At 72.1% G+C, this 23824-nt stretch carries 20 protein-coding genes; 12 read left to right on the forward strand and 8 right to left on the reverse strand.

The window, feature by feature from the left end; genetic code table 11:
• Positions 1–60: 60 nt before the first annotated feature.
• Positions 61–1110, reverse strand: a complete 1050-nt coding sequence (locus O7623_RS14870) for an aldehyde reductase (RefSeq protein WP_282229217.1) — start codon at positions 1108–1110, stop codon at positions 61–63.
• Between the two features lie 132 nt (positions 1111–1242).
• On the opposite strand from O7623_RS14870, the gene O7623_RS14875 reads away from it, so the two are divergent.
• The 3 genes from O7623_RS14875 to O7623_RS14885 are packed head-to-tail and all read left to right on the forward strand — an operon-like array spanning position 1243 to position 5377.
• Positions 1243–3285, forward strand: a complete 2043-nt coding sequence (locus O7623_RS14875; RefSeq protein ID WP_282229218.1) for a serine hydrolase domain-containing protein — start codon at positions 1243–1245, stop codon at positions 3283–3285.
• 53 nt (positions 3286–3338) lie between these two features.
• Positions 3339–4679: a histidine kinase gene (locus tag O7623_RS14880; protein WP_282229219.1), complete on the forward strand. Its 1341-nt coding sequence runs from the start codon at positions 3339–3341 to the stop codon at positions 4677–4679.
• Between the two features lie 11 nt (positions 4680–4690).
• The gene (locus O7623_RS14885) at positions 4691–5377 is read left to right on the forward strand and encodes a response regulator transcription factor (RefSeq protein ID WP_282229419.1); all 687 of its coding nucleotides are present in this window, start codon (positions 4691–4693) and stop codon (positions 5375–5377) included.
• Between the two features lie 75 nt (positions 5378–5452).
• Here the strand turns inward: O7623_RS14885 and O7623_RS14890 are convergent, their stop codons facing one another.
• Positions 5453–5866 (reverse strand): Rid family hydrolase, encoded by a 414-nt coding sequence (locus tag O7623_RS14890; protein WP_282229220.1) that lies wholly within the window; start codon positions 5864–5866, stop codon positions 5453–5455.
• Between the two features lie 81 nt (positions 5867–5947).
• On the opposite strand from O7623_RS14890, the gene O7623_RS14895 reads away from it, so the two are divergent.
• A complete protein-coding gene (locus O7623_RS14895; protein ID WP_282229221.1) occupies positions 5948–6322 on the forward strand; it encodes a helix-turn-helix domain-containing protein in 375 nt (124 codons plus the stop codon).
• Here O7623_RS14895 and O7623_RS14900 read toward each other — a convergent pair.
• Positions 6301–7221 (reverse strand): hypothetical protein, encoded by a 921-nt coding sequence (locus tag O7623_RS14900; protein WP_282229222.1) that lies wholly within the window; start codon positions 7219–7221, stop codon positions 6301–6303. The two genes, O7623_RS14895 and O7623_RS14900, sit on opposite strands and share 22 nt — an antisense overlap.
• A 77-nt stretch (positions 7222–7298) precedes the next feature.
• Between O7623_RS14900 and O7623_RS14905 the strand changes: the two genes are divergently transcribed.
• The 6 genes from O7623_RS14905 to O7623_RS14930 all read left to right on the forward strand — a co-directional run bounded on the left by O7623_RS14905 (position 7299) and on the right by O7623_RS14930 (position 15191).
• Positions 7299–7703, forward strand: a complete 405-nt coding sequence (locus tag O7623_RS14905) for a hypothetical protein (protein WP_282229223.1) — start codon at positions 7299–7301, stop codon at positions 7701–7703.
• Positions 7704–7787: 84 nt separating this feature from the next.
• Positions 7788–8576, forward strand: coding sequence for a DedA family protein (locus tag O7623_RS14910; RefSeq protein WP_282229224.1), 789 nt, complete (start codon positions 7788–7790; stop codon positions 8574–8576).
• Between the two features lie 349 nt (positions 8577–8925).
• The gene (locus O7623_RS14915; RefSeq protein ID WP_282229225.1) at positions 8926–11535 is read left to right on the forward strand and encodes a sensor histidine kinase; all 2610 of its coding nucleotides are present in this window, start codon (positions 8926–8928) and stop codon (positions 11533–11535) included.
• Between the two features lie 32 nt (positions 11536–11567).
• Positions 11568–11972, forward strand: coding sequence for a roadblock/LC7 domain-containing protein (locus O7623_RS14920; protein WP_282229226.1), 405 nt, complete (start codon positions 11568–11570; stop codon positions 11970–11972).
• 5 nt (positions 11973–11977) lie between these two features.
• On the forward strand, positions 11978–13195 hold the full coding sequence (locus O7623_RS14925) for an ABC transporter substrate-binding protein (RefSeq protein ID WP_282229227.1): 1218 nt from the start codon (positions 11978–11980) through the stop codon (positions 13193–13195).
• Positions 13196–13298: 103 nt separating this feature from the next.
• Positions 13299–15191 (forward strand): CocE/NonD family hydrolase, encoded by a 1893-nt coding sequence (locus tag O7623_RS14930; RefSeq protein ID WP_282229228.1) that lies wholly within the window; start codon positions 13299–13301, stop codon positions 15189–15191.
• A gap of 109 nt (positions 15192–15300) precedes the next feature.
• On the opposite strand, the gene O7623_RS14935 is transcribed toward O7623_RS14930, so the two are convergent.
• The 3 genes from O7623_RS14935 to O7623_RS14945 are packed head-to-tail and all read right to left on the reverse strand — an operon-like array spanning position 15301 to position 18430.
• Positions 15301–15933, reverse strand: coding sequence for a TlpA disulfide reductase family protein (locus O7623_RS14935; protein ID WP_282229229.1), 633 nt, complete (start codon positions 15931–15933; stop codon positions 15301–15303).
• Positions 15930–16385, reverse strand: coding sequence for a hypothetical protein (locus O7623_RS14940; protein WP_282229230.1), 456 nt, complete (start codon positions 16383–16385; stop codon positions 15930–15932). The genes O7623_RS14935 and O7623_RS14940 overlap by 4 nt, the downstream gene beginning before the upstream one ends.
• Positions 16382–18430, reverse strand: coding sequence for a M6 family metalloprotease domain-containing protein (locus O7623_RS14945; RefSeq protein WP_282229231.1), 2049 nt, complete (start codon positions 18428–18430; stop codon positions 16382–16384). Before O7623_RS14945 ends, O7623_RS14940 begins: the two co-directional genes overlap by 4 nt.
• A gap of 244 nt (positions 18431–18674) precedes the next feature.
• On the opposite strand from O7623_RS14945, the gene O7623_RS14950 reads away from it, so the two are divergent.
• Complete coding sequence (locus O7623_RS14950) at positions 18675–19874, forward strand: helix-turn-helix domain-containing protein (protein ID WP_282229232.1); 1200 nt, start codon at positions 18675–18677, stop codon at positions 19872–19874.
• Between the two features lie 60 nt (positions 19875–19934).
• Here O7623_RS14950 and O7623_RS14955 read toward each other — a convergent pair whose 3' ends face one another.
• Both O7623_RS14955 and O7623_RS14960 read right to left on the reverse strand, forming a co-directional pair.
• A complete protein-coding gene (locus O7623_RS14955; RefSeq protein WP_282229233.1) occupies positions 19935–20375 on the reverse strand; it encodes a GNAT family N-acetyltransferase in 441 nt (146 codons plus the stop codon).
• Positions 20376–20406: 31 nt separating this feature from the next.
• Positions 20407–22899 carry a hypothetical protein gene (locus O7623_RS14960; RefSeq protein ID WP_282229234.1) on the reverse strand — a complete coding sequence of 831 codons (2493 nt, stop codon included), beginning with the start codon at positions 22897–22899 and terminating at the stop codon, positions 20407–20409.
• Positions 22900–23045: 146 nt separating this feature from the next.
• On the opposite strand from O7623_RS14960, the gene O7623_RS14965 reads away from it, so the two are divergent.
• Positions 23046–23813 (forward strand): aspartate/glutamate racemase family protein, encoded by a 768-nt coding sequence (locus tag O7623_RS14965; protein ID WP_282229235.1) that lies wholly within the window; start codon positions 23046–23048, stop codon positions 23811–23813.
• Positions 23814–23824 lie beyond the last annotated feature (11 nt).

The raw sequence follows: 23824 nt of genomic DNA on the forward strand, positions 1-23824 counted from the left end.
CGCACCCTAAAACGCCGTCGAGACGTGCGTAGGCGTCACCTCGATCCGTGGCGCACCCGGTCAGCGCCGGCCGATCAGGCTGGTCGCCATGGCAATCACGGCGTCCTCAGCCGGGCGTGGCTGCCAGCCCAGCAGCTGCCGTGCCTTGTCAGCCGACGCCTGCCGGGGCTCCCCGAGCTCCGGCACCACGAAGGCGGCGCGTGGGCTGAACCGGGCGGCGACCCGGACCGCCCAGTCCGGCAGGGTCCGGGTCGGCACCTTGCCGGCCGCGTCCCCGAACCGGTCCCGCAGCAGGGCGGCGAGCTGCGGCAACGACATGCCGCCGGCGCTGGCCAGGAAACGTTCCCCGGCGGCGGCCGGGTCGGTCATCGCCCGCAGGTGCAGGTCGGCGACGTCGCGGACGTCGACCACGTTGACCCACATCCTGGGTAGCAGCCGTTGCCGGCCGTCGAGCAGCTTGCCGACCAGGTCGGCCCAGAGGGAGGGCTGCGGTCCGAGCACCGGCCCGAACACCCCGACCGGGTTGACCACGGCCAGCTCCATCCCGCCGCCCGCGCCGGAGCCGGCGGAACCGGCACCGGCGTCGGCCACCAGGTCCCAGGCGGCGCGTTCGGCGTACAGCTTCGATTTCGCGTACGCCGACATCGTCTCGCCGCCGGCCGGGTCGCTCCAGTCGGCCTCGGTGAAGACCCGCCCGCCGGCCCGGTCGCCGAACTTGACGGCGGCGAACGACGAGGTCAGCACCGTACGCCGGACTCCGGCGGCACGGGCGGCGCTCAGCACCCGGCGGACGCCGTCACGGGCCGGCGCGACGACGTCCTCCTCCTGCTGCGGCTCGGCCAACGGCACCGGAGAGGCGACGTGCAGCACGTAGTCGCAGCCGGCGACCGCCGCCGGCCAGCCGTCGTCGGTCAGCAGGTCGGCGGTGGCGAAGCTGAGTGCCTCCCCCGGCTCGACCCCGCCGGCGGCGATCATCGCCCGTACGTCGGCCTGCCGGCCCGCCGCGCGGACGGTCGTGCGGACCCGGTAGCCAGCCTGCAGCAGATGCCGTACGCAGTGCGCGCCGATGAACCCGGATCCGCCGGTCACCAGCACCAGTTCGCCGCTCAATCCGGCCTCCCCGCCTCGATGAGGCGTCAACGGTAATACCTGTGGAGGTAGGCGATCTCCTACTTTGGTCGCAGGTCGAATGTGGTCCCGCGCCAGATGGCCCAACCCCGCCGCTGCAGCAGGCTGATTCCCATGAACGCGAACGATGCACCAGCGCATACCCCGCCCACGCCGGGACGCCGGCTGCGCCGCCTCGGCGCCGCCCTGGTGACCGCCCTCGCCGTCGGGGCCGGCGTCGCCGGCAGCGGCGGGACGGCTGCCGCGCAGGAGCCGGACCCGACGATCGACGCCCCGGCTGCGGCCACCGGAGCTACCGTCCTGGACGCCAGCGACGTCAACGCCTGGCTCGACGAGCGGCTACCGGCGGCGTTGCGCGACAACAAGATCGCCGGGGCGACGGTCGCCGTCGTCAGCAACGGCGAGATCGTGACCACCCGGGGGTACGGCGACGCCGACACCGGGGCCGGCGGCTCGTCCGCCGTGCCGGTCGACCCGCAGGAGCACCTGTTCCGGATCGGTTCGGTGTCGAAGCTGATCACCGCGACCGCCGCCATGCAGCTCGTCGAGTCCGGCAGCATCGACCTCGACGCCGACATCGACACCTACCTCGACTACGACCTGCCGCGAAGCTTCGACGAGCCGATCACCATGCGGCACCTGCTGACCCACACCGCCGGCTTCGAGGAGCGGATCGCCGGCCTGATCGGTGAGGAAGGCACCCAGGTCGACCTGCGCAAGGCGCTCGTCACCGACCCACCGGAGCAGGTCTACCGGCCGGGCACCATGCCGGCCTACTCCAACTACGGCAACTCGTTGGCCGGCTACATCGTCGAACGGGTCAGCGGGCTGACCTTCGAGGAGTACGTCGAGGAGAACATCTTCGACCGCCTCGGCATGACCTCGTCGTCGTTCCGCCAACCGCTGCCGGCCGATCTGGCCGACCGGGTGTCGAACGGCTACGACAACGTGTCCTCGCCGGCCGGGTATTTCGAGATCATCGGCACCCCGCCCGCCGGGTCGATGAGCGCCTCGGCCCCGGACATGGCCCGCTTCATGCTCGCCCACCTGGGCGAACCCGTCGGCGACACCCCGATGCTCGACGAATCGACGCTGGAGCTGATGCACCAGCCGGCGCTCGACGAGTCCACGCTCGGCACCCTCGCCGGTGCACCGAGGATGACGTTGGGCTTCTTCGACGAGAGCCGCAACGGCCGACGGATCATCGGGCACGGCGGCGATACCCAGTACTTCCACTCGCACCTGCAGATCTACCCGGAGGAAGGCGCCGGCCTGTTCGTCTCGCTCAACAGCACCGGGACTTCGGGACTGGCCGTCCACGAGCTTCGGCAGAACCTGACGAAGGCTTTCGCCGACCGCTACTTCCCGGCAGTGCCCGATACCGCAGTGAACGACACACCGGTGAACAACTCACCGGCCGGCTCTGCCGAACGAGCCGCGCTGGCTGCCGGCACGTACGGAAGCTCCCGCGCCGTCGAGAGCAACTTCATGACCCTGTTCGGCCTGGTCGGGCGGACCACGGTGAGCGTCCAGGACGGCGATCGGCTGCTGTTCGAGCCCCGCCCGCTGTCCGATTCCGCCGCCGTCTACGAAGAGATCGAGCCCTGGGTCTGGCGTGAGGTCGGCGGGCAGAACACGGTCGCGATACGGGCGGTCGACGGCAAGGTCGACGCGATCAGCTTCGACTCCGCGTTCGCACTGGTGCCCGTCGAGGCCGCGCGCAGCACCTACCTGGCCATCCCGGTGATCGCCGCCTCGGTGCTTGTCCTGCTGCTCACCGTCCTGGCCTGGCCGATCGGGGCGATCGGTCGCCGGCTGCTGCGGCGGGCACCACGTGATCGGGCCGGCCGCACCGCACGCATTCTGAGCCGGGTCGCCGTCGTCAGCGCTCTGCTCGCGATCGGCGGCTGGGTGGGGAGCATCGTGCTCATCATGGGCATGGAGAACCTCTCCACCGTCTCGTTGCGCAACGTGCAGGTGGCTCAGCTGATCGGCCTGCTCGGGGTGATCCCCGCAGCGGTCCGGCTGGCCGACGACATCCGCCGGCGGGTCGGCTGGTCGCGGATCGCCGGCAGCGCCCTGGTCCTGCTGGCTCTGACCGGTACAGGGTGGTTCGCTGTCGAGTTCATGCTGCTCTCACCCAACATCTCCTACTGACCGTCGCGACCCGCCCGATCCGTCTCGCTCAACGAGTAGAGGATGCTGACACGGTGAACGACCACATCGGGGGCGACCCGGTCACCGCACCGGCCGCTGGGCCGACCGGGCCGGCGGACCCGTCCCGGTTGACGAAGCGGTTGGACGTACTGCTCGCCCGCCTCGGGGTCGCCGGGCCGTTCGCCCGGGACTGCCTGCTCGCGGTCGGCGTCGCCGGGCTGACGTTCACGTTGATGGCGGCTGTGTTCTGGGTCGTGACACCGCCGGGCGAGATCGTGCTCGACCCAGCGCAGGCCTGGTTGCTCGTCGCGCTCGGTGTCGGGCAGGCACTGCTGCTCTGTCTGCGTCGGGTCCGCCCGGTGGTCTGCCTCGTCGGCGCCGTCGGACTGCAGGTGGTGATGATCGCCCTGTCTCCGCCGGACGCGACGATCCGCGGGCTCGCACCGATCGTCGTCGCGTACACCATCGGGGCTCTACTGCCGGCCCGGCGGGCCTTGGCGCTGGTCGGCGCGGCGGTAGCGGTCGAGGCGACGGCGGCGTTCGTCATCGCCGCCGCGACGACACCGGCCCTGCTGCTGGCAGCGCTCGGCCCGGCTGGGTCGAGCGCGATGTCCAACCTCGGCGCATTCGCCGTCGGCAACTACGTGGCGACCCGCCGAAGCTACGTACAGCTGCTGCGGTTGCAGGCGGCTGAGGTGGTCCGGACCCAGCAGGCGAAGGTGCGGGCGGCGATCGGTGCGGAACGCACCCAGATGGCTCGGGAGCTGCACGACGTCGCCGCCCACCACCTGTCCGGCATGGTGGTGCAGGCGGCGGCGGTGCACCGGCTGATCGACCGGGATCCGGCCGCGGCGAAGGAGGGGGTGGCCTGGATCCGGTCGCAGGGCAAGGAGACGCTGGACAACCTGCGGCTGGTCGTCGGGGTGTTGCGGGGCACCCCGGGTGACCGGGCCGACGAGGCGTCCGGGCCCGGCGGGGGAAACGTGCCGGTCCCCGGACTGGGGGTGCTGGGCGAGCTGGTCCGCACTGCCCGGGACCTGGGTACGCCGGTCGAGTTCGATGTCGACGGCGTACCCCGCCCGGTGCCGCCGATCGCCGACGTCGCGCTGTACCGGATGGTGCAGGAATCGTTGTCGAACGCCCGCCAGCACGCCCCCGGCGCGTCGGTCCGGGTGGTGCTGCGCTACCTGCCGCGCGAGGTGGCCGTGTCGGTGCGCAACGCTCCACCGGCGCGCCGACCCGCACCGGCGGCCCGGGCCAGCAGCGGCGTCGGGCTCGTCGGCATGCGGGAACGGGCACAGCTGATCGGTGCCCGGTTCGCGGCCGGTCCGACCGCCGACGGTGGCTGGTCGGTCACCGCGACACTGACAGACAAGGGAGGCGACCGGTCGTGACCGGGACACAGATGGACAGTGGGGCCGAGGGCGGCACCGGGACGATCCGCGTGATGCTGGTCGACGACCAGGCGGTGGTGCGGGCCGGTTTCCGGGTGCTGCTGGAGCAGGCCGAGGAGATCGAGGTGGTGGCGGAGGCGTCCAGCGGGTCAGCTGCGGTGACCGCCGCCCGGCAGCTGCGTCCCGACGTGATCTGCATGGACGTGCGGATGCCCGGCGGGGACGGGCTCACCGCGACCCGGCAGATCCTGGCCGAGGCGGGCGAGCGGCCACCGGCCGTCCTGGTGGTGACCACGTTCGACCTCGACGAGTACGTCTTCGGCGCGCTCGAATCCGGGGCCAGCGGTTTCATCCTGAAAGACTGCGAGCCGGAGGAGCTGGTCGACGCGATTCGTCGGTTGGCCAGCGGGTACGGCCTGGTCGACCAGACGGTGACCCGCCGGGTGATCGCCGAGTTCGCCCGGCGGCGGGCGGTGGCGCCGACCGAGTCGGCGGCCGCGCACCAGCTCACCCCGCGGGAGGCCGAGATCGTCCGGCTGCTCGCCAAGGGCCTGTCCAACAACGAGATCGCCGACGAGCTGTTCATCGAGACCAGCACCGTCAAGTCGCATCTGGGGCGGGCGATGGCGAAGATCGGGGTACGGGACCGGCTGCAGACGGTGGTGTGGGCGTACCAGAACGGGCTGGTGCCCCGCTGACGCCGCAGCCACTCGCACCTCGCCGGTAGGACTGCGACCGTGGCCCCGGGTCCGCCCGGCTGCGACCCGGGCCCGTCAGTCGAGGACGGCGTCGGCTTCGATCTCGACGCGTACGTCCGGTGCGTACAGCACCTCGACGCCGATCAGCGACGACGGCGGCAGCGGTTGCGGGAGGCCGACCTCGTCGGCCACCCGGGCCACGCCGGCCATGAACTCGTCCATCTGCTCCGGTGTCCAGTCGGTGACGTAGAACCGGAGTCGGACGACGTCGGCAAAGCTCGCGCCGGCACCGGCGAGACCGCGTGCGGTGTTGCGCAGCGCCTGCGCGACCTGGTCGGCGAGGTCGTCGACGTCGCCGGCCGGCTTGCCGTCGGCGTCGCGGCCGACCTGGCCGGCGACCTGCACATGGCGGGTGCCGGTGGCGATCGACACGTGGTGGTACGGGACAGGCTGGGCCATCCCTGCCGGGGAGAGCAGCTGAACACTCACGGGTGGTTCCCTTCGTCGACCGATGATCGGTATCCAACGTATACCTGGTATCCGAAGGGAACTTCAACGATACTAGGTGTCATGCCGGAAACCACTCCCGTACACCCTGACTCTCCGCTCAGCGCCGAGCAGCGCGAGCTGCTCGACCAGGTGCTCGACAAATGGTCGCTGCGGGTACTCGAGACGCTCTGCGAGCGACCGCTGCGGTTCAACGAGCTCCGCCGGGCGATCCCGGCGGTCACCCAGAAGTCGCTGACCGCCACGCTGCGCCGGCTCGAACGCAACGGGATGGTCGAGCGGGTCGTCACCGGCACCCGCCCGCTCGCCGTCGAGTACCGCGTCGCTCCGCTGGGCAAGACCCTGCAGGACCTCGTCGACGCCCTGTTCGGCTGGACCGCCGCCAACTACGCCGAGGTCGAACGCGCCCGCCGACGCTACGACGACGAGACGGCGTAGCCGCGCGCCAACTCCGACCACCGTCGCGAACCGCCGGGCAGCGGCCAGGCCCGGGTGGGGGCGTGACCGGACCGGATCGTCGCCAGCTGCGCGGCGTACCGCCGATTGACCGCGACCACCGCGTCGGCCGCCCCCGCCGTGCCGGCCTCGACCAGCGGCCGCATCCGTTCGGTCGTCGCCTCGTAGTGCCGCAGCGCGGCCTCGGTCTCGACGTCGGCCCGCCAGGCCGACGCCAGCGACAGGGCCAGCACCGGCGGCTGTCGGCCCTCGGCGTGCGCGGCGACCAGCCGGTCGTGCCCGTCGAGCAGGACGTAGCAGTCCAGGCCGCTGATCCACCACAGCAGCACCGGCGCGAGAGTGCCGTCACGAACCTGCTTGCGGTACGCGCGGACCCGGGGATCGCCCACAGCCGCGAGCCGGCGCAGCGGCAGCACCTGGCCCGGGTCGCGCACGGCGAACCAGTCGACGACGCCCCGGTCGTCCGACAGCGGGGTGACCGCCGGGTCGGTCGCCGGCCGGCTGATCACCCACCGTCCATCGTGCAACGGGCCGAGCGGGGTCGCGTCCAACGCCGTGGCGAACCGGTGCGCCCACCGGGCGTGCCACCCTCCGTCATCGGTACCCGCGTGACGAGCCGAGACCGTGGCGAGCGGCCCGACCGACCGGGCCTGCGCGGCCCGTACCGGCGGGACCGGGCCGACGAACCGGCCGGTACGCACGTAGTCGACGCCGCCGTGGTCGGCCGCGACGACCGCGAACAGCACCGGGCTGCCGGCCTGCTCCAGCAGCAGCCGGCCGGCACCGGCCACCCGCACCCGCAGGCCGGGCCGGCGCGGTGCGGCGACGTCGCAGACGAGCGCCTGCCACGCGCCGGCGACCGGCTGGTCCATCCTGTGCATCTACGGCATGGTAGGACCCGCCCGCCTGCTCGCCCGGTCGGTAGGATGTGACCCGACGACGCGGGACGGAGGGCAGCGTGCACCTGTCGCGCCGTCGACGGCACCCGAGGCCCCTGCCGCTGCTGCTGGCCCTGCCGCTGCTGCTGGCCCTGCTGCTCTGGGTGCCGCTGTCGATCACCGCGCCCGCACCCGCAACGCAACCGGCGACCGCGGCACTACCGGTGTCGGCTGCCGTGTCGGTGGTCGCCGCGCCGGCTGCACACCAGCTGTCCCCGGTCACCGGAGGCGCACATCTGATGGCCCGGGAGGGCGCGCACCGGTCGGCACCCGCCGGGCCGGACGCCGTCGTCACGGTCGTCACCGCCGGAGCGGCATGGCGGGACTGGACCCGTCGGTCCGACCGGCGTTCGCTTCTCCCCCGGCACGGCCACGACCAGCGCGGCAGCCGGGCACCACCGAGCCGACCGGTCACGACCGACTGACCGCGACCCGCCGCCGGCGGATCGCGGCGTCGCAACTGTCCACAAGGTAGTCGGGGTCGTCGGGGTCGAGCGGAGGATGTCGGGATGATCGGTGCACTGTCGTACGTCGCTGCGGAGGTCCCGTCCAACGGGCCGCCCTCCGGTGGGATCACCGGATTCGTCGTCGACCTCATGGAGCGACTCGGCGGCCCGGGTGCCGGGCTGGCGGTGGCTCTGGAGAACCTGTTCCCACCGATCCCGAGCGAGGTGATCCTGCCGCTGGCCGGCTTCACCGCCAGCCAGGGCCGGATGAGCCTGACCGGGGCGATCTGCTGGACCACCCTGGGGTCACTGGTCGGCGCGCTGGCCCTGTACTACATCGGGGCGGCGCTCGGGCGGGACCGGGTGCGGCACATCGCCGAACGACTGCCGCTGGTCAAACTGTCGGACGTCGACAAGACCGAGGCCTGGTTCCTGCGGCACGGGAAGAAGGCGGTGTTCTTCGGCCGGATGATCCCGATCTTCCGGAGTCTGATCTCCATCCCGGCCGGCGTGGAACGCATGCCGGTCGGCGTGTTCGCGCTCTACACGGCGCTCGGCAGCCTGATCTGGAACACCGCCTTCGTGCTGGCCGGTTACTCGCTCGGCGAGAACTGGCACGTCGTCGAGTCGTACGCGGGGGTGCTGCAGAAGCTGGTGATCGCGGTCTGCGCACTGGCCGCCGGCTGGTTCGCGGTGACCCGGATCCGGCAGATCCGCCGGGCGGCGCACGCACCCGGCGTCGACACCGGCATCGAACCGGTCGCCCCGGTCGGCGGGCAGCCCGACGCCGGCACCGTATACCGCAGCAGGTGGGCCACGAACGATCCACCGTCGGACCTGTTCCCCGAGTAGGGCCACCCACCCGCGGGTTGTGGGAACGCGCCCACGCGCCCGGTCGGGCCTGCGGCTTTACACAGTTGGGGTCGACGTGCGGACGACCGGACGTGCCGGCAACCGGTCGATCGGTGGACCTGCGGTCGACCGTTGCGCGACATGGACGGGGCCGGCACGTCAATCCCGCCCGAACGCCGACCAAGAGTCTGGAATCCGACTCACGTCGCATGGTACGAATGCGCCCTGACGCGGGGTCAACGCCCGCACACGGATCGGTTTAGCTACATTCACCGACATCTGCGGCGGCGGACGGCGGCAACTCAAGGGACGGAGTTCGCAGTTGACACGGGCCTTGACGGCAGGCAGGGTGCCCAGCCACTCGGGTGCGCGCCATCGGTGGCGCATCGGCGGCAGCATCGTCGGCCTGCTGCGTTTCCTGGTGGCCGTACCGCTGGTCGCCGTGATCGGGTTCGCCGGGCTGGCGCTGCAGGGCACGGTACGCCAGGTGCTGACCGCCGACCGGGCCTCCGAGCTGGCGCTGCTCTCCACCGAGGCCGGCGCGCTGGCCCGCGCCCTGCAGGCCGAGCGGGTCGTCGCCGCCGCCGAGCTGACCACCGGCAGTGACACGGCCAGCGCCAGCTACGCCGAACAGGTCATCCGTACCGATACGGCGATCGCCGCGTTCCAGCGGCAACGCGGCGAGGTGGACTCCGACAGCGCCGTGCTGCGCCGGGTCGACGCCGGGCTGAACGCCCTGGCCACCGTCCGCGAACAGGTCCGGTCCAGCCCACGGGTGTCCCTGTCCGCAGTCGCCTTCAGCTACCGGATCCTCATCGCCGACCTGCTCGCCTTCCGTACCTCGGTGGTCGCCGAGGTCTCGGCGACCACCGCCGACGAGGTACGCGCGGCGGTGGCGGTGTCGGAGGCCGGCGAGGCGATCGGACAGTTGCAGATCATCGTGATGCGGAGTCTGGCCGGCGGTGAACTCACCGCGGCCGGCCAGCAGGAGAGCGCCGGCGCGCAGGCCCGGTTCGTCGAGGCCAGCACCTCGTTCCTCGACCTAGCCGACCCGCAGTGGGTGGTGCGCTGGGAACAGATCGGCACCGACCCGCAGGTCGTCGCCGGCCAGCGGCTCCAGGACCAGGTGGGCCGGACGCTGCCCGGGGAACGGTTCGCCCTCGACCCGGACGTCTGGGTCGAGGCCACCGACGGGTGGATCGGTCAGCTGTACGGCATCCAGCGTGAGATGGACGTCGCGGTGGCCGACGCCGTCGCCGCCGAACGTCAACAGCGCCTCTACACCGCGATCCTGCAGGGCACCGGCATCCTGCTCGTACTGGTCCTCACCGCGGTCCTCACCGGTGTGGTGGCCCGACGGATCACCAAGCGGCTCCGCAGCCTGCGCAACATCGTCACCACGGTGGCGTACGACCGGCTGCCGGCCGTGGTCCGCGAACTCGACGCGGCCCCGGCCGGCACGGTACGGCCCGACGAGGTGGCCGACCGGTCGGTGTCGGAGTTCCCGATCACCGGCACCGACGAGATCGCCGAGGTGGCGACCGCCACCCGTGCGCTGCACCGCGAAGCGGTCCGGGTCGCCGGCGTGCAGGCCGTGCTGCGGGCCAACGTCGCGGAGATCTTCGTCCACCTGTCCCGTCGTGAGCAGCGACTGGTCGACGCGATGCTCGCCCAGGTCGACGAGGTGGAGCGCGACGAGACCGACCCGGACCGGCTCGAGCAGCTGTACCGGTTGGACCACCTCGCGACCCGGATGGCCCGGATCAACCAGAGCCTGCTGGTGCTCGGCGGTTCCGGCATTTCCCGGGTACGCCAGGAGGCGGTGCCGCTCGACAGCGTCATCCAGGCGGCCCTGTCACAGATCGAGCACTACACCCGGGTCCGCATCGGCACCGTCGACCGGGAACTGTCCGTCGTCGCCACCGCGGTCGACGAGGTCGCGCACCTGCTCGCCGAACTCCTGGACAACGCGACCCGGTACTCGCCGCCGGAGACCGAGGTGCTGGTCAGCGGTCACGCCCTGGCCGACCGCGCCATCGTCGAGGTGGTGGACCGGGGGGTCGGGCTCTCCACCCAGCGCTGCGAACAACTCAACGCACAGCTCGCCAGCCCGGGGTCGGTCGACGTGTCCGGCGTACGGGCGATGGGCTTGGCCGTGGTCGCCCGGTTGGCCAGCCGGCACGGGATCCGGATCGAACTGCACCCGGGACCGGCCGGCGGCACGGTGGCCGAGGTGATCATGCCCGCGTCGGTGGTCACCCGGCGGCCGGTCGCGCAGCCCGAGCCGATGACGGTCGCTGCCCAGGTACGGCCGTCGATGGTCGGCGGCCGGCCCACCACGCCGGGAGCCGCCGACGGTGTCCCGCCGTACCCCGCGATCGGAGCCGGACGGGCTGTGGTCGGTGCCGGCCGCGCCGTCGCCAGCGCCCCGGCACCGCTGTTCCGCCCCGCGCCGACGCCGACGCCGACGCACGAGGCCGCACCCGCGCCGACGCCCGCGCCGACACCGGCACCGCGGACCGCGCCGATGACCACGCCGTCCGCGCCTGCGCCCGCCCCGGTACCGGCGGTCGCGTCGGTGCCCGTGCCGACGGGCGCGAGCGTCGCCACGACCGCGAGCGGCGTCGCCACTTCGACGCACTCCGACGGGGCGGCGACGGGCGACCGCCGGACGGTGAACGGCTGGTTCCGCACCGCCCTCGACGGTGAAGCGGTGATCGTCACCTGGCCGGACGACGGTGGCCGACGATGGGCCGCTGCCAGCGAACCCCCGCCCGCCCCGACGCCGGCACCCGACGGGCTGCTGCCTCGCCGCGTACCGCAGCACCACCTGATCCCCGACGCGCCGCAACCCGCACCCGCCGCCGCCCGCAAGCTCGACCCGGGCGCCGTGTCGGCGGCCATGTCGGCCTACGCGAAGGGCGTCGCCGGACGGCGCGCGCCAGCCGCCACCTCCTGACGCTGATTCCTCATCCGACCTGGAGCGACACCGTGACAAGCCCGAACGACCTGAGCTGGCTGCTGCAGCACTTCGTCAGTCAGACCCCGGAAGTCAGCCACGCCCTCGCCATCTCCACCGACGGGCTGGTCCTGGCGCACAACTACGGACTGCCCCGCGACCGCGCCGACCAGCTCGCCGCCACCGGAAGTGGCCTGATCGCCCTGCTGGTCGGGGCGGCCCGGTTCTTCGAAGCCGGTGAGGTGATCTCCAACGTGACCCAGATGGACGGCGGGTTCATGTTCTGCATGGCGTTCAGCGACGGGGCATCACTGCTGGTCCTCGCCTCCCCCACCTGCGACGTCGGGCAGGTCTCGTACGAGATGACCGACCTGGCGAACCGGATGGGCGAGGCGCTCACCCCGGCCGTGCGGGCCGAGCTGCTGCGGATCCTGTGATCGAGATGCGACGCCCAACCTGGTGGCAGCGGCCGCACCCGACCCGGACCGGTCACCGGCTGCTCGCGGCCGGCCTGGCCGGCGTACTCGTCGCCGGCACCGCCGGCTGCTTCGGCGGCGCGGACGACACGCCGCAGCTGATCAAGATCGGCATGCTCGCCAACATCGACGGCCAGCTCGAGGCGCCCGGCTCCGAGCTGCGCGACGGATTCCAGCTCTACCTGGACATGCACGGCGGCCAGCTCGGCGGCCACCCGGCCGAGATGGTCGTCGCCGACGAGGGCTACGACAGTCAGGTGGCCGTCGAGTCCGCCACCCGGCTGCTGGAGCAGGACGGCGTCTCGGCGATCACCGGCATCATCAACGGCGGTAACGTCACCGCGATCCTGCCGCTGATCAACGAGCACCAGGTGCCGCTGGTCGGCGGGCTGGGCCGCCCCGAGATCGACGACGTGACGTACGTCTGGCACACCAACCTGCTCTCCGAGGAGCCGGGCGTCGCCATGGCGCCGTTCGTCAAGCAGGAGGTCGGCAACGGCCGGGTGTACGCGATCGGGCCGGACTTCCAGGGCGGCCGTGACGAGTTGCGCGGCTTCGTCGACACCTTCAAGGGGCTCGGGGGCCGGATCGCCAACCCCGGCGGGCAGGCGGTGTTCTCCCCCTTCCCCGGCACCACCGACTTCCAGCCGTACCTGGAGGAGATCGCCGAGTCCGACGCGGACGCGATCTACTGCTTCTTCGACGCCCAGAGCGCCATCTCCTTCGTGCAGCAGTACGCCGAGTCGGAGGTCGCCGATCTGCCGCTGTACGCGGCCGGCTTCGTCACCGAACCGGCGAGTCTGGAAGCACAGGGCGAGGCGGCGGAGGGCATCTACAACGGGCTGAACTACTCACCCGACCTGGACAACGCGGCCAACCGGGAGTTCGTCGCCGCGTGGAACGCGGCCTACCCCGGCCGCGTGCCCACCTCGATCGTGATGGCGTCGTACGACGCGGCGGCCGTGCTGGACCGGGCGATCGCCGCCGCCGGGACCAACCCGACCCCGGCGCAGATCAACGCGGCGATCGCCAACCTCGGCCAGCTCACCAGCCCGCGCGGGCCGTGGCAGTTCGCCAAGACCACCCATGCGCCGATCCAGAAGTGGTACCTGCGGCAGGTCCGCCGCGACGGCCGGGCGCTGGCCAACGTCGTGGTCTCCGAACTGACCACCCTCGGCGGCTGACCCGCCCCCGGGGCTGACACACCCGGTGTTTTCCGACAGTTGCCGGTAGTCCCGGCCGCCACAGCGTGCCTAGCCTGACACTCCAGCCTATGAAGGAGTGTGGATGGGACGAATCGGCAGATCGTGGGGGGCCGCCACCGTGGTCCTGCCACTGGCCGTGGTGGCCGGGTTCGGCGCGTCGGCACCGGCGTACGCCCAGCCGGCACCGTCGATCGTGGTGTCCGACGGCGTCACCCAGCCGGTCTTCGGCTACGCCGACGCGATCCGGGAGAAACTGTTCATCGACTCGACCTTCGACAGCGACGGTGACGGGCTGCGCGACATCATCGCGTTCGACGTCATCCGCCCGGCAGCCACCGAAGAAGGGCTGCGGGTGCCGGTCATCATGGACGCCAGCCCGTACTACACGACGCTGTGCCGGGGCAACGACGCGCAGTGCAAGCAGGATCTCGACGGCGACGGCCTGCTCGACACCTGGCCGCTGTTCTACGACAACTACTTCGTGCCGCGCGGGTACGCGGTCGTCCTGCTGGACATGGTCGGCACCGGCGCCTCCACCGGCTGCCCGACCACCAACGCCAACCAGGACAACCTCAGCGCGAAGCAGGCGGTCAACTGGCTCAACGGTCGGGCGGTGGCCCGCGACGCGGCCGGTGAGGTGGTCACCGCCGACTGGCACAACGGCCACACCGGCATGATCGGCAAGTCGTACGACGGTTCGTTGGCGATGGCGACGGCGGTGACCGGCGTCAAGGGGCTGACCACGATCGTGCCGATCGGCGGCCCCTCGGAGTACTACGACTACGTACGCAGCAACGGGGTGGTGACCCGGGGCAACGACTACCCGTCGTACCTGGCGAACGTGGTGACCAACCCGGACCGGCGGGCGTACTGCAAGCCGGTGCGCGACGCGCTGGCCGCCGCCGACGGCGACGAGCACGGCGACTACACGGCCTTCTGGAACGAACGCAGCTACGTCAAGAAGGTCGACAAGATCACCGCGAGTGTGTTCCTGGTGCACGGGATCAACGACGACAACGTGCGCGCCGACCACATGAGCAAGTTCTGGTACGCCCTCGCCGAGCACGACGTGACCCGCAAACTGTGGATCACGCAGACCGGGCACGTCGACCCGTTCGACTTCCGGCGCGCCGAATGGGTGGCCACCCTGCACCGCTGGTTCGACTTCTGGCTGCACCAGGTGCCGAACGGGATCATGGACGAGCCGATGGTGGACGTGGAGCGGGCCGCCGACGTGTGGCAGACGTACGCCGACTGGCCGGTGCCCGGCACGGCCGAAACGGAGATCTTCCTGCAGCCCGGCGCGGCCGGTGCCGGCGGTCTCGGTCTGGTCCCGGTCGCGACGCCGACCACCGAGAGTTTCCAGGACAACCCGACGCAGAGCCAGAGCACGATGATCGGCAACCCGGAGGCGCTCCAGCCACACCGGTTGGTCTACCTCTCCGAGCCGCTGACCGCGCCGTTGCACGTCTCCGGCACCCCGCAGATCCGGATCCGGGCCGCCGCCGACCAGACCGACACCCACCTCGGGGCGATCCTGGTCGACTACGGCACCGCCGAACGGGTCGCTCACCGGGCCTCCGGCGAGGGCATCGTCACCCTGACCACGAAGGACTGCTGGGGTGAGGCGAGCGCCACCGACGACGGCTGCTTCCGGCAGACGGAGAAGCGGGTCGCCACCGCCGACACCGAGCTGGTCACCAAGGGCATCATGGACGCCAGCAACCGGCAGTCGATCCGGGTCGACGCACCACTGACCCCCGGTACGGCGTACAACTTCAGCTTCCCGCTGCTGCCCGAGGACTACGTGTTCGCCCCCGGTCACCGGATCGGGGTGATCCTGGTCGGCTCCTACCCGCAGTACTCGTCGCAGGCGGTCCAGACCCGGGCCACCATCGACGTGGCGCTCAAGACCAGTCGGATCGTGCTGCCGGTGGTCGGCGGGACCGCCGCCGCCCACGCCGCCGGCCTCTGACCGCCCGGTCCCCCGACGATCTTGCACTTATTGTCGAGCAAAGTGGACAAATGCTCTCGATAACTGCAAGATCGTCGGGGCAGGGCAGGGCAGGGCGGGGCAGGGCGGGTCACAGGGCAGCGAGCAGGTCGGTGAGGGTGGGGGTGTCCACCCCGCCGGGGAAGCCGCGCAGCAGCACTCCGCCCTTGGCGATCAGCACCACCGCCGGTGGTTCACGCACCGCGTACGCCCGCCAGATCGTCCGGTCGGCGTCGACCAGCACCGGATGCTCCACCCGGTGCCGGCGCAGGTAGTCGCGCACCTGTGCCGGGTCGTCCTCGGCGCCGACCACTCCGACGAACACCACCCGGTCGGCGTTCGCCCTGGCCAGGTCGCTCAGCGCGGTCTGCTGGTCGGCGCAGGTCGTACACCAGGAGGTGAAGAAGGTCAGCACCACCGCCCGCTCCGCCCACAGATCGGCCAACGCCAGCGGGGTGCGGTCGGTCAACGTACCGCTGACCGCCGGAGCCGGCGGGGAGTCGGTCGGGGCCGGACGCAAGCTCAGGTCGGTCGGCGCCGGGCCGGGCAGGGTCGACACTCCACCGGGCACCGGCGAGGCCACCGGGTGTACCACCAGGCCGTCGGCGTCGCCCCCGCCGGCGCAGCCGGCCAGCGCCGCCGTCAGCACCACCGCCAGCGCGGCCCTCAGCGGGCCGGCGGGCAGCTGGCGGGCACCGGCCAGCCGGCGGGGTCGGGCGGTCACGAGGGCACCACGGCGACCAGCGCCGGCCCCTCGCTGTCGTCGCGGGTCAGCGGGATCGGCGTACGGTCGTCGACGACCAGCCGGTAGCCGCCACGCGCCGCCACCTCGACCGGTACGGCGAACTCGCAGTACGTCGGCACCCGCTCCACTTCGAGGTCCTCGTCGAAGGTCGGCACCGAGGTCCCCGGCGGCAGCTCCCCGGCGGCCAGCACCTCGTCGGACGGGTCGACGATCCGGTACGGCGCGCGGTGGTGGAAGAACGTGTACGCTCCGGTGCCGGCGCAGTCGACCCCGACCGGACGGATGTCGATGTCGCGGACCAGCACCCGCACGGTGACCGCTGAGCGGGGTTCCGGCTCGGTGCCGCCGCAGGCCGCCAGGGCCACGGCGGCCCCCGCCGCGCCGACCAGCAGCGCGGCGAGGACCGCCCGGCGGGGTCGGGGCAGGGTCACGACTTGTCGACCCGGCACGTCTCGGTCCGGGTCTTCGTGGGGTCGCCGACCGAGGTGGCGGTCAGTTTGATGTAGCCGGTGGAGACCGCGTCCGCGGCGGCGGCGACCGACACCTTCACTGTGGTCGACTGACCGAACTCGGCGGTGGCCAGCGCGTTGGGCAGTTCCGCGCGCCAGCCGATGCCGGCCGCCCGGGTCGACAGCCGGTAGACGTCGGCGTCGAGGTACGCCGAGACGTCCTCCGGGTGCTGCTGACCGCCGGCCGAGAAGTTACCCGTGTTGGTGAGGGTGAACGAGCAGGTCACGCCCCGGTTGGTGGGTTTGCTGTTCGGGGTGGTCACGGTGCCCCGGGTCAACGCGACGCCGTGGGTGCTCGGGCCGCCGTCGCCGTCGAGGGAGCGCACCGCCACCGTGTACGACAGCACCCCCGTGCGGTCCCGGCGCAGGTCCAGAATGTAGAAGTGCAGCCGGTTGGCCTCGTCGACGTACTCGAACTCGCTGCCGGAGCCGGTGCCGGCGTGGAACAACGCGTCGGACAGCTGCCGGTAGTCGCCCATGGTGATCTTCTGCGGGGTGCCGTCCGGCCGGTAGAAGTCGACCATGTCGATGTCCTGCGGGTTGGCGTCGACGACCCAGATGAACGGGGCGCTGTCGGCGTTCTTGGTCTTGCTCAGCAGTACCCCGGCGTCCGGGGTGAACGAGTCCGCGCCCATCCGGTCGACGACCTCGACGGTGTAGTTGTCGAAGTTGCCGCCGTCGCACAGCGGGTCGGTGCTGGTGCTGCAGGCCGGTGAGCGGTCCCGGTCCATGGCGACGTTGATGCCGGTCAGGCCGTTGCGGCCGGCGTCGACCGCGCGGGCGGTGACGTCGGCGACGACGATCCCGGACGAGGCGAGGGCCTCCCGGGACAGCCGCAGGATGTGTTCCTCACCGACCAGCCCGATCTTGATCTTGTCGCGGACCATGTGCAGCGACCCCATCGAGCCGCCATTGGTCGGCGGGATCTGCCAGCGGGTGTGCGGGCCACCCGGTCCGTTGAACGACCCGCGCGACATCATCCCCCAGATGCCGGTGTACGTGCGGCGCAGCGGCGTGCCGTACGGGTTGTTGTAGTTGTCACCGATGCTGAGCAGATGGCTCAGCTCGTGTGCGTACACGCCCATCCCGGAGCTCTCCGCCTGGGTGGACGAACCGCCACCGGCGTTCGGCCAGATCGTCGACGCCGCCTTCCACGAGGTCCACTCGACGTAGCGGGTCCGGGCCCAGTTCGGCAGGTTCGGATCCGGCGGCCCCCAGGCGTCCGGCACGTCCTCTTTGGTCTGGAACATCATCTGGCCGAACTCCTGCCAGGTCGACGACTCGTCCTGACCGGCGGAGAGGATGAAGACCAGTTCGTACGAGTCGGCCACCTCGTCGCCGACCGCCGCCCGCCAGGCGCCCAACCCGTCGGTACGGATGTTGCGGGCGCACTGCTCGCCACTCGGGCAGGCCCCAGGGTTGAATCCGTTGTCGATGCCGTACTGGTAGGACTTCGCCGGCAGCTGGTACGGGCCGAAACCGGTCAGGTCCACGCCGTAGCGGCCGTTGGAATCCTGCATCCAGTATTCGTGCAGCGTGTGGCCCTTGTTCAGGTCGTTCGGGGTGTTCAGGAAGTCGGTGTAGAACTGGGCGACCTGCTCACGCGGGATGTTCGACGCCGTCGCCTGCGGGTTGCCGAAGACCGTCGACCGGGGGCGCTGGGTCACCACGAACGGCTGGTCCGGATAGTCCAGAGTGACCAGCGCGATGTCGAAGTTGCGCACCGACCCGGTCACCGTCGGGTCCGACCAGTCCCGGCCCGGCACCGCCACCCAGTCGTCCCAGGTCATCGTGTCCGGGTTCTGCCAGTACTGCGGGTCGAGAATCTCGAACGGTCCGCCGCCGCCGGCCGGGTTGCCCGGCGCGGCGGCAGCGGAGAGCCCGCCGGTCGGCACGATCAGTGCGGTCACGACAGCCGCGCCGAGCACCGCGCGGCGCACCGCGCGTCTGGTGGACAGTGGGCGCATCGCAGTCACCTCTCGCAGCGGGAAGCCGGCCGAGCTCGAATCTAGGAGCCGGGTGACCGACCGGTCACCGTGCAGCTGTCGCCGAGATGTGTCGATCTCTTCCGACACCTGCCGGAAGCCTGCCGGCGGAGTCTTGCGTCGCGGCCCGGCGCGGCCGAAGGTGGTTACTCGACGGCGGTACGGGCACCGCCGCAGGCGGGTGCGACGACGGGGGTACGGATTGCAGGCGGATCTGCAGCGCATCGTGGACACCGTCGCTGCCCGGGTCGGCCGACCGGCGTTGATCGAGGACCGCCGCCAGCGGGTCGTGGTCTACAGCGAACACAGCGGTCCGATGGACGACGTACGCCGCGATTCGATCCTGCGCCGGCACACCGCCGCCGAGGTCGTCGCCTGGTTCCGCGACATCGGCATCATGACGGCCCGCACGCCGGTCCGTACCCCGGCCTGCCCCGAGCTGGAGCTGCTGCCCCGGGTCTGTGTCCCGGTGCGGCACCGGGACCTGCTGCTCGGCTTCGTCTGGTTCATCGACGCCGACGGCACCATGTCCGACGCCGACATCGCGACGGCCGTCGAGGCCGCCGCAGATCTGGCGTTGGCGCTGTACCGCACCAACCTGATCGGCGAGCTGGCCTCGCAGCGGGAAGCCGAAGCCGCCCGTACCCTGCTGTCCGACTCGGCCGACATCCGCGACGAAGTGGTCCGGTCGCTGCTGTCCGACGGCGTCGTGACCAGCGACGGCCGCAGCACCGCGCTGGTCGCCCAACCGGTACCGGCCCCCGGCCAGGTCCTCGACGAGACCACCCGGATCGCCCTGGAACAGGCCCTGGTCGCCACCCGGCGGTGGGTCGGCACCCGGGAGGCCCTGCACCTGGTCCGGCACGACCACGGGGTGCTGTTGCTGCGCGACGCGCGGCTGACCGGGCGGGGCTCACCGCCGGCGACCGCCACCCAGCTGAGCAGTGCCCTGGCGACCGTCACCGACCGGCTCGCCCCGGTGCAGCGGGTCGTCGTCGGACTCGGCCAGCCACGGCCCCGGCTCGCCGACACCGTGCACTCCTACGCGGAGGCGCTGCAGGCCGCCCGGGTCGGGGTCCGGCTACCGGCACTCGGCCCCGTGGTCGCCTGGGCCAACCTGGGCATCTACCGGCTGTTGTCGCAGCTCGACGAGCATCAGCTGGATGTCGCCGGGGTGCATCCCGGGTTGGCGCGGATGTTGCGCGACGACACCCACCAGGTGCTGCTGGAGACCCTGGAGATCTACCTGGACCTGGCGGGCAACGCGCACGCCGCCGCCGAGGCGCTGCGCCTGCACCGCACCACGCTCTACTACCGGCTGCAGCGGGTGGAGCAGCTCGCCGACACCGACCTCAAGGACGGCAACGAACGGCTCTGCCTCCATCTGGCGCTGAAACTGCGCCGGCTGGCCCGGCCGGCCGCCTGACCGGGCCGGGCCAGGCGCCGGGCCAGGCCGGGCCGGGTGACCTGCCCGCGAATCCGCGCATCACGCGCCGTTCGCTGTGTCCGGTACGGGGCTGAAGGACCAGACGTAGACGACCTGCCCGTCCTCGTCGGCACCGCCGGCCCGGCGGTACGTCGCCCGCGCCGGCGCGTTGTCGACGTCGGTGATCACCCACATCCCGAAACAGCCCCGTGTGCGCGCCAGCTCCGCCAGGGCGCCGACCAGCGCCGTGCCGATCCCCCGACCCTGGTACGCCTCGTCGACGCCCAGTTCGTACAGGAACATCTCGGTGCCCTTGTCCGGGTGGGTCGTCTCCACCCCGGTGACCATCCCGGCCGGCACCCCGTCGTCGACGTAGGCGACCAGCAGGTGGTGCCGCTCGTCGGCGAGGAAGCGCTCGGTCGCCGCCGGCTGCGGGGCGTCGTCGAACAGCGCGCCGGCGGCCAGTACCTCCGCCACCGTGGTGACCCGTCGGATCCGCATGTCTCTGATTGTGCCGTGCCGGTGGCGGCGGTCAGCCCCACCAGTTGACCGTCAACTGGTCCGGGGCGAGGCTGTTCGTGGCCCGTGGCGTCCAGTAGAAGACGTACGGCCGCTGTGGGCCGATGCCGGCGTCGGTGATCGCGACCGCCGACCCGCAGCCCGGCTGACCGGGTACGGCCCGGGTGCCGTCCTGGTTCGACCAGGTCCACCGGCTGTCGGCGACGTACCAGTTCGCCGAGATCGGCCCGCCGATCTTCATGTGGTCGCAGACGAAGACGTACGGCCGCGGGTCGGCACCGGGCCGATCCGCGACGGTGAGCACCCCGGCCGGCGCGGGCGCGAGGGCCGCCGGCTGCGGCCCCTGGTGGTCGGCCCACAGCCACTGGCCACCGCCGGCGTACGACAGCGCGTAGATTCCGTGCGCCCACTGGCCGACGAACACCCAGGGGCGGACCAGCCCGGTGCCGGCGTCGGTGGTGGTGGTCACCCCGAGACCGGTCAGGATGCTGCCCGGGCTCCCCCGGTCGCTCCACGACCAGCGGGAGCCGTCCCAGCCGAGCTGCCACACCCGGCGGTGGGGCTCGATCACGAACAGCTGCGGGAACTCGGGCGCGTCCGCCGCGTACCGCATGACCGCCGCCCCGACCGGCGCCAGCCGGTACGTCGGGTCGGCCAGCGGGTTGCCGTGGTCGGACCACTGCCACCGCAGCCCGGTCCACCAGGCCGACCAGGCGCGGTGGGCGCCGGCGCCGTCGACGGCGTCGACGAACACGTACGGCCGTTGCGGGGCGCCGGGGCCGTCACGGACGGCCACCACACCGAGCGCGACGGCGACCTCGGTACCCGGCGGGGCGCCGAGGTCGCTCCACGTCCAGTTGGCCCCGTCCCACCAGCGGCACCAGAGCCGACCGTCGGCGACGACGAACACGTACGGCCGGGCCGCCGAGTCGGCGCCGTCGCGGACGGTGACCGCGCCGACGGCCGTCACCTCGGTGGCGTCCTGCGGTACGCCGTGCCAGCTCCACCGCCACCGGCCGTCGACGAGTTCGGTGCCGTACAGCTGCCCGTCGATCAGGTTGAACACGGCCGGTCGTTGCTGCCCGCCCGGCTGGTCGTCGACGGCGAGCGCGCCGACCAGCTGAGCGGCGCGCGCCTCGGGCACCGGGTTGCCGACCGGCGTGACATGCCACTTCCCGACGACGTCGGCGGGCGCCGCGGTCGGCACCCACCAGCTGACCATCAGGTGGCCGACCTGGTCGTCGTCGACGCCCGGTGACCAGTAGTAGACGAAGGGTCGCTGCGGGCCGGACGCCGTGTCGCGGACCGTCGTCGCCGCGCCGCAGCGCGGCCAACCCGGCAGCGCCTTGGTCCCCGGCAGCTCCGTCCACTGCCAGCGGGTACCGTCCCACCAGTTCGACCGGACCGGGCCGGCCGTGATGGCGTCGCAGATGAACAGGTACGGCCGGGAAGCGCTGGTCGGGCTGTCGGTGACGGTGACCGCTCCGGCCGACACCGGCAGCTGCACGTCGTAGTACGGCAGGTTCTGGTCGGACCAGGTCCACTGCGGCCCGACCGTCGGATACGACAGCGAGTAGAGGCCGTCGACGACGCCGGTGAAGGCGATCGGTGCGACCGTCGCGCCGGCGGGCGCGGGGACGGTGGTCACGTCGAGCCCGACGGTGGGCTGCGGGCCGGCCGGCCCCACCCCGTGGTCGGTCCACCGCCAACCGCTGCCGTCCCAGCCGTTGCGCCACACCTCCCCCTCGCCGGTGACGACGAACGCCTGCGGCCACTGCGGGTTCTCCGGGGCCAGCTGGATCAGGCCGACGCCGACACCGGTGGTGTACTGCGGGTGGGCCACGTCCGGGGTGCCGAGACCGTCCCACCGCCACCGGGCACCGGTCCACCAGTTCAGCCAGAGCTGCCCGCCGGTGCCGAGGACGAAGACGTACGGCCGCTGTGCCGCACCCGGGGCGTCCGCGACGGCGACGACCCCGACCCCGCCGGTCACGGCCGCCCCCGGCGGTGCCCCGAGGCCCGACCAGTTCCAGCTGGCCCCGTCCCACCAGCGACTCCACAGCTGGCCGTCGGCGGTACGGAGGAAGACGTGCGGCCGGGCCGGCGACGCCGGGCTGTCCCGTACGGTGATCGCGCCGACGCCGCCGGTGATCGGGCTGCCGCCCGGTGGCACACCGAGCGGCACCCAGCCGCGGCCACCGGTGACCAGCGTCAGGTAGAGCGCACCGTCGACGACGGTGAACACGTACGGCTGCTGTGCCCCGCCGGGGTGGTCGTCGACGGTGACCGCGCCGACCACCTCGGCCTGCCCGACCTTCGCGGTGGGGGTGCCCAGGTCGGCGACCAGCCACTGACCGTCGGAGACGTCCGACGCACCGGCGGTCGCCGTCGCCGGGTGCGGTGGGGCGGCGAAGGCCAGCGCGGCGGCCAGCGTCGCGGCGGTGAGGGTGACAGCGGTAGTGGTAGTGGCAGCGGTTCGCCGCTGAGCCCGAAACGGTACGCGCACGACCACCAGCTCCCTCGGCGGGATCCGCACGAACGAATGAGTCCACAATAGTCGACACATCGACATCCGCGACAGCCGTCGACCGGGTCGATGTTCGCCGGCGAATATCCGCCCGGCGCCCGGACACCGGGTGGCACGATGGCACCATGGTGACGATCGGCATGCTCGGCGGCATGAGCTGGGAAAGCAGCGCCCACTACTACCGGCTCGCCAACGAGCTGGTCCGCGACCGCCTGGGTGGGCACCACTCGGCGCGGTGTGTGCTCTACTCGGTCGACTTCGCCGACATCGAGCGCCGGCAGACCGCCGGCGAGTGGGACGAGGCAGCCGACCTGCTCGCCGACGCGGCCCGGCGGGTCGAGGCGGCCGGTGCCGACCTGCTGCTGCTGTGCACCAACACCATGCACAAGGTCGCCGACCGGGTCGCCGCCGCGGTCGACATCCCGCTGCTGCACATCGCCGACGTCACCGCCGACGCGGTCCGCGCCCACGGGCTGCACACCGTCGGCCTGCTCGGCACCGCGTTCACCATGGAGCAGGACTTCCTGCGGAACCGGCTGGCCAGCCACGGACTGACCGTCCTGGTGCCCGACGCCGAGGACCGCAAAATGGTCCACTCGGTCATCTACGACGAACTGTGCCTCGGGGTGGTCGACGAGTCGTCCCGGGCCAGGTACCTGAAGGTGATCGAGCGGCTGATCGCGGCCGGCGCGCAGGGCGTGATCCTCGGCTGCACCGAGATCGAGTTGCTGGTCCGCCAGGAGGACACCCCGCTACTGCTGTTCCCGACCACCCGCCTGCACGTCGCAGCCGCCGTCGACCAGGCGATCGCCGCCGCCGTCACCGAAGATCCGATCGCCGCCGCAGCCCAAGCGTCGGTCGCCGCCGCAGCCGAAGAGTCGGTCGCCGTCTGAGCCCCGGCGGG

The organism is Solwaraspora sp. WMMD791, from assembly GCF_029581195.1.
Taxonomy (GTDB): Bacteria; Actinomycetota; Actinomycetes; order Mycobacteriales; family Micromonosporaceae; genus Micromonospora_E.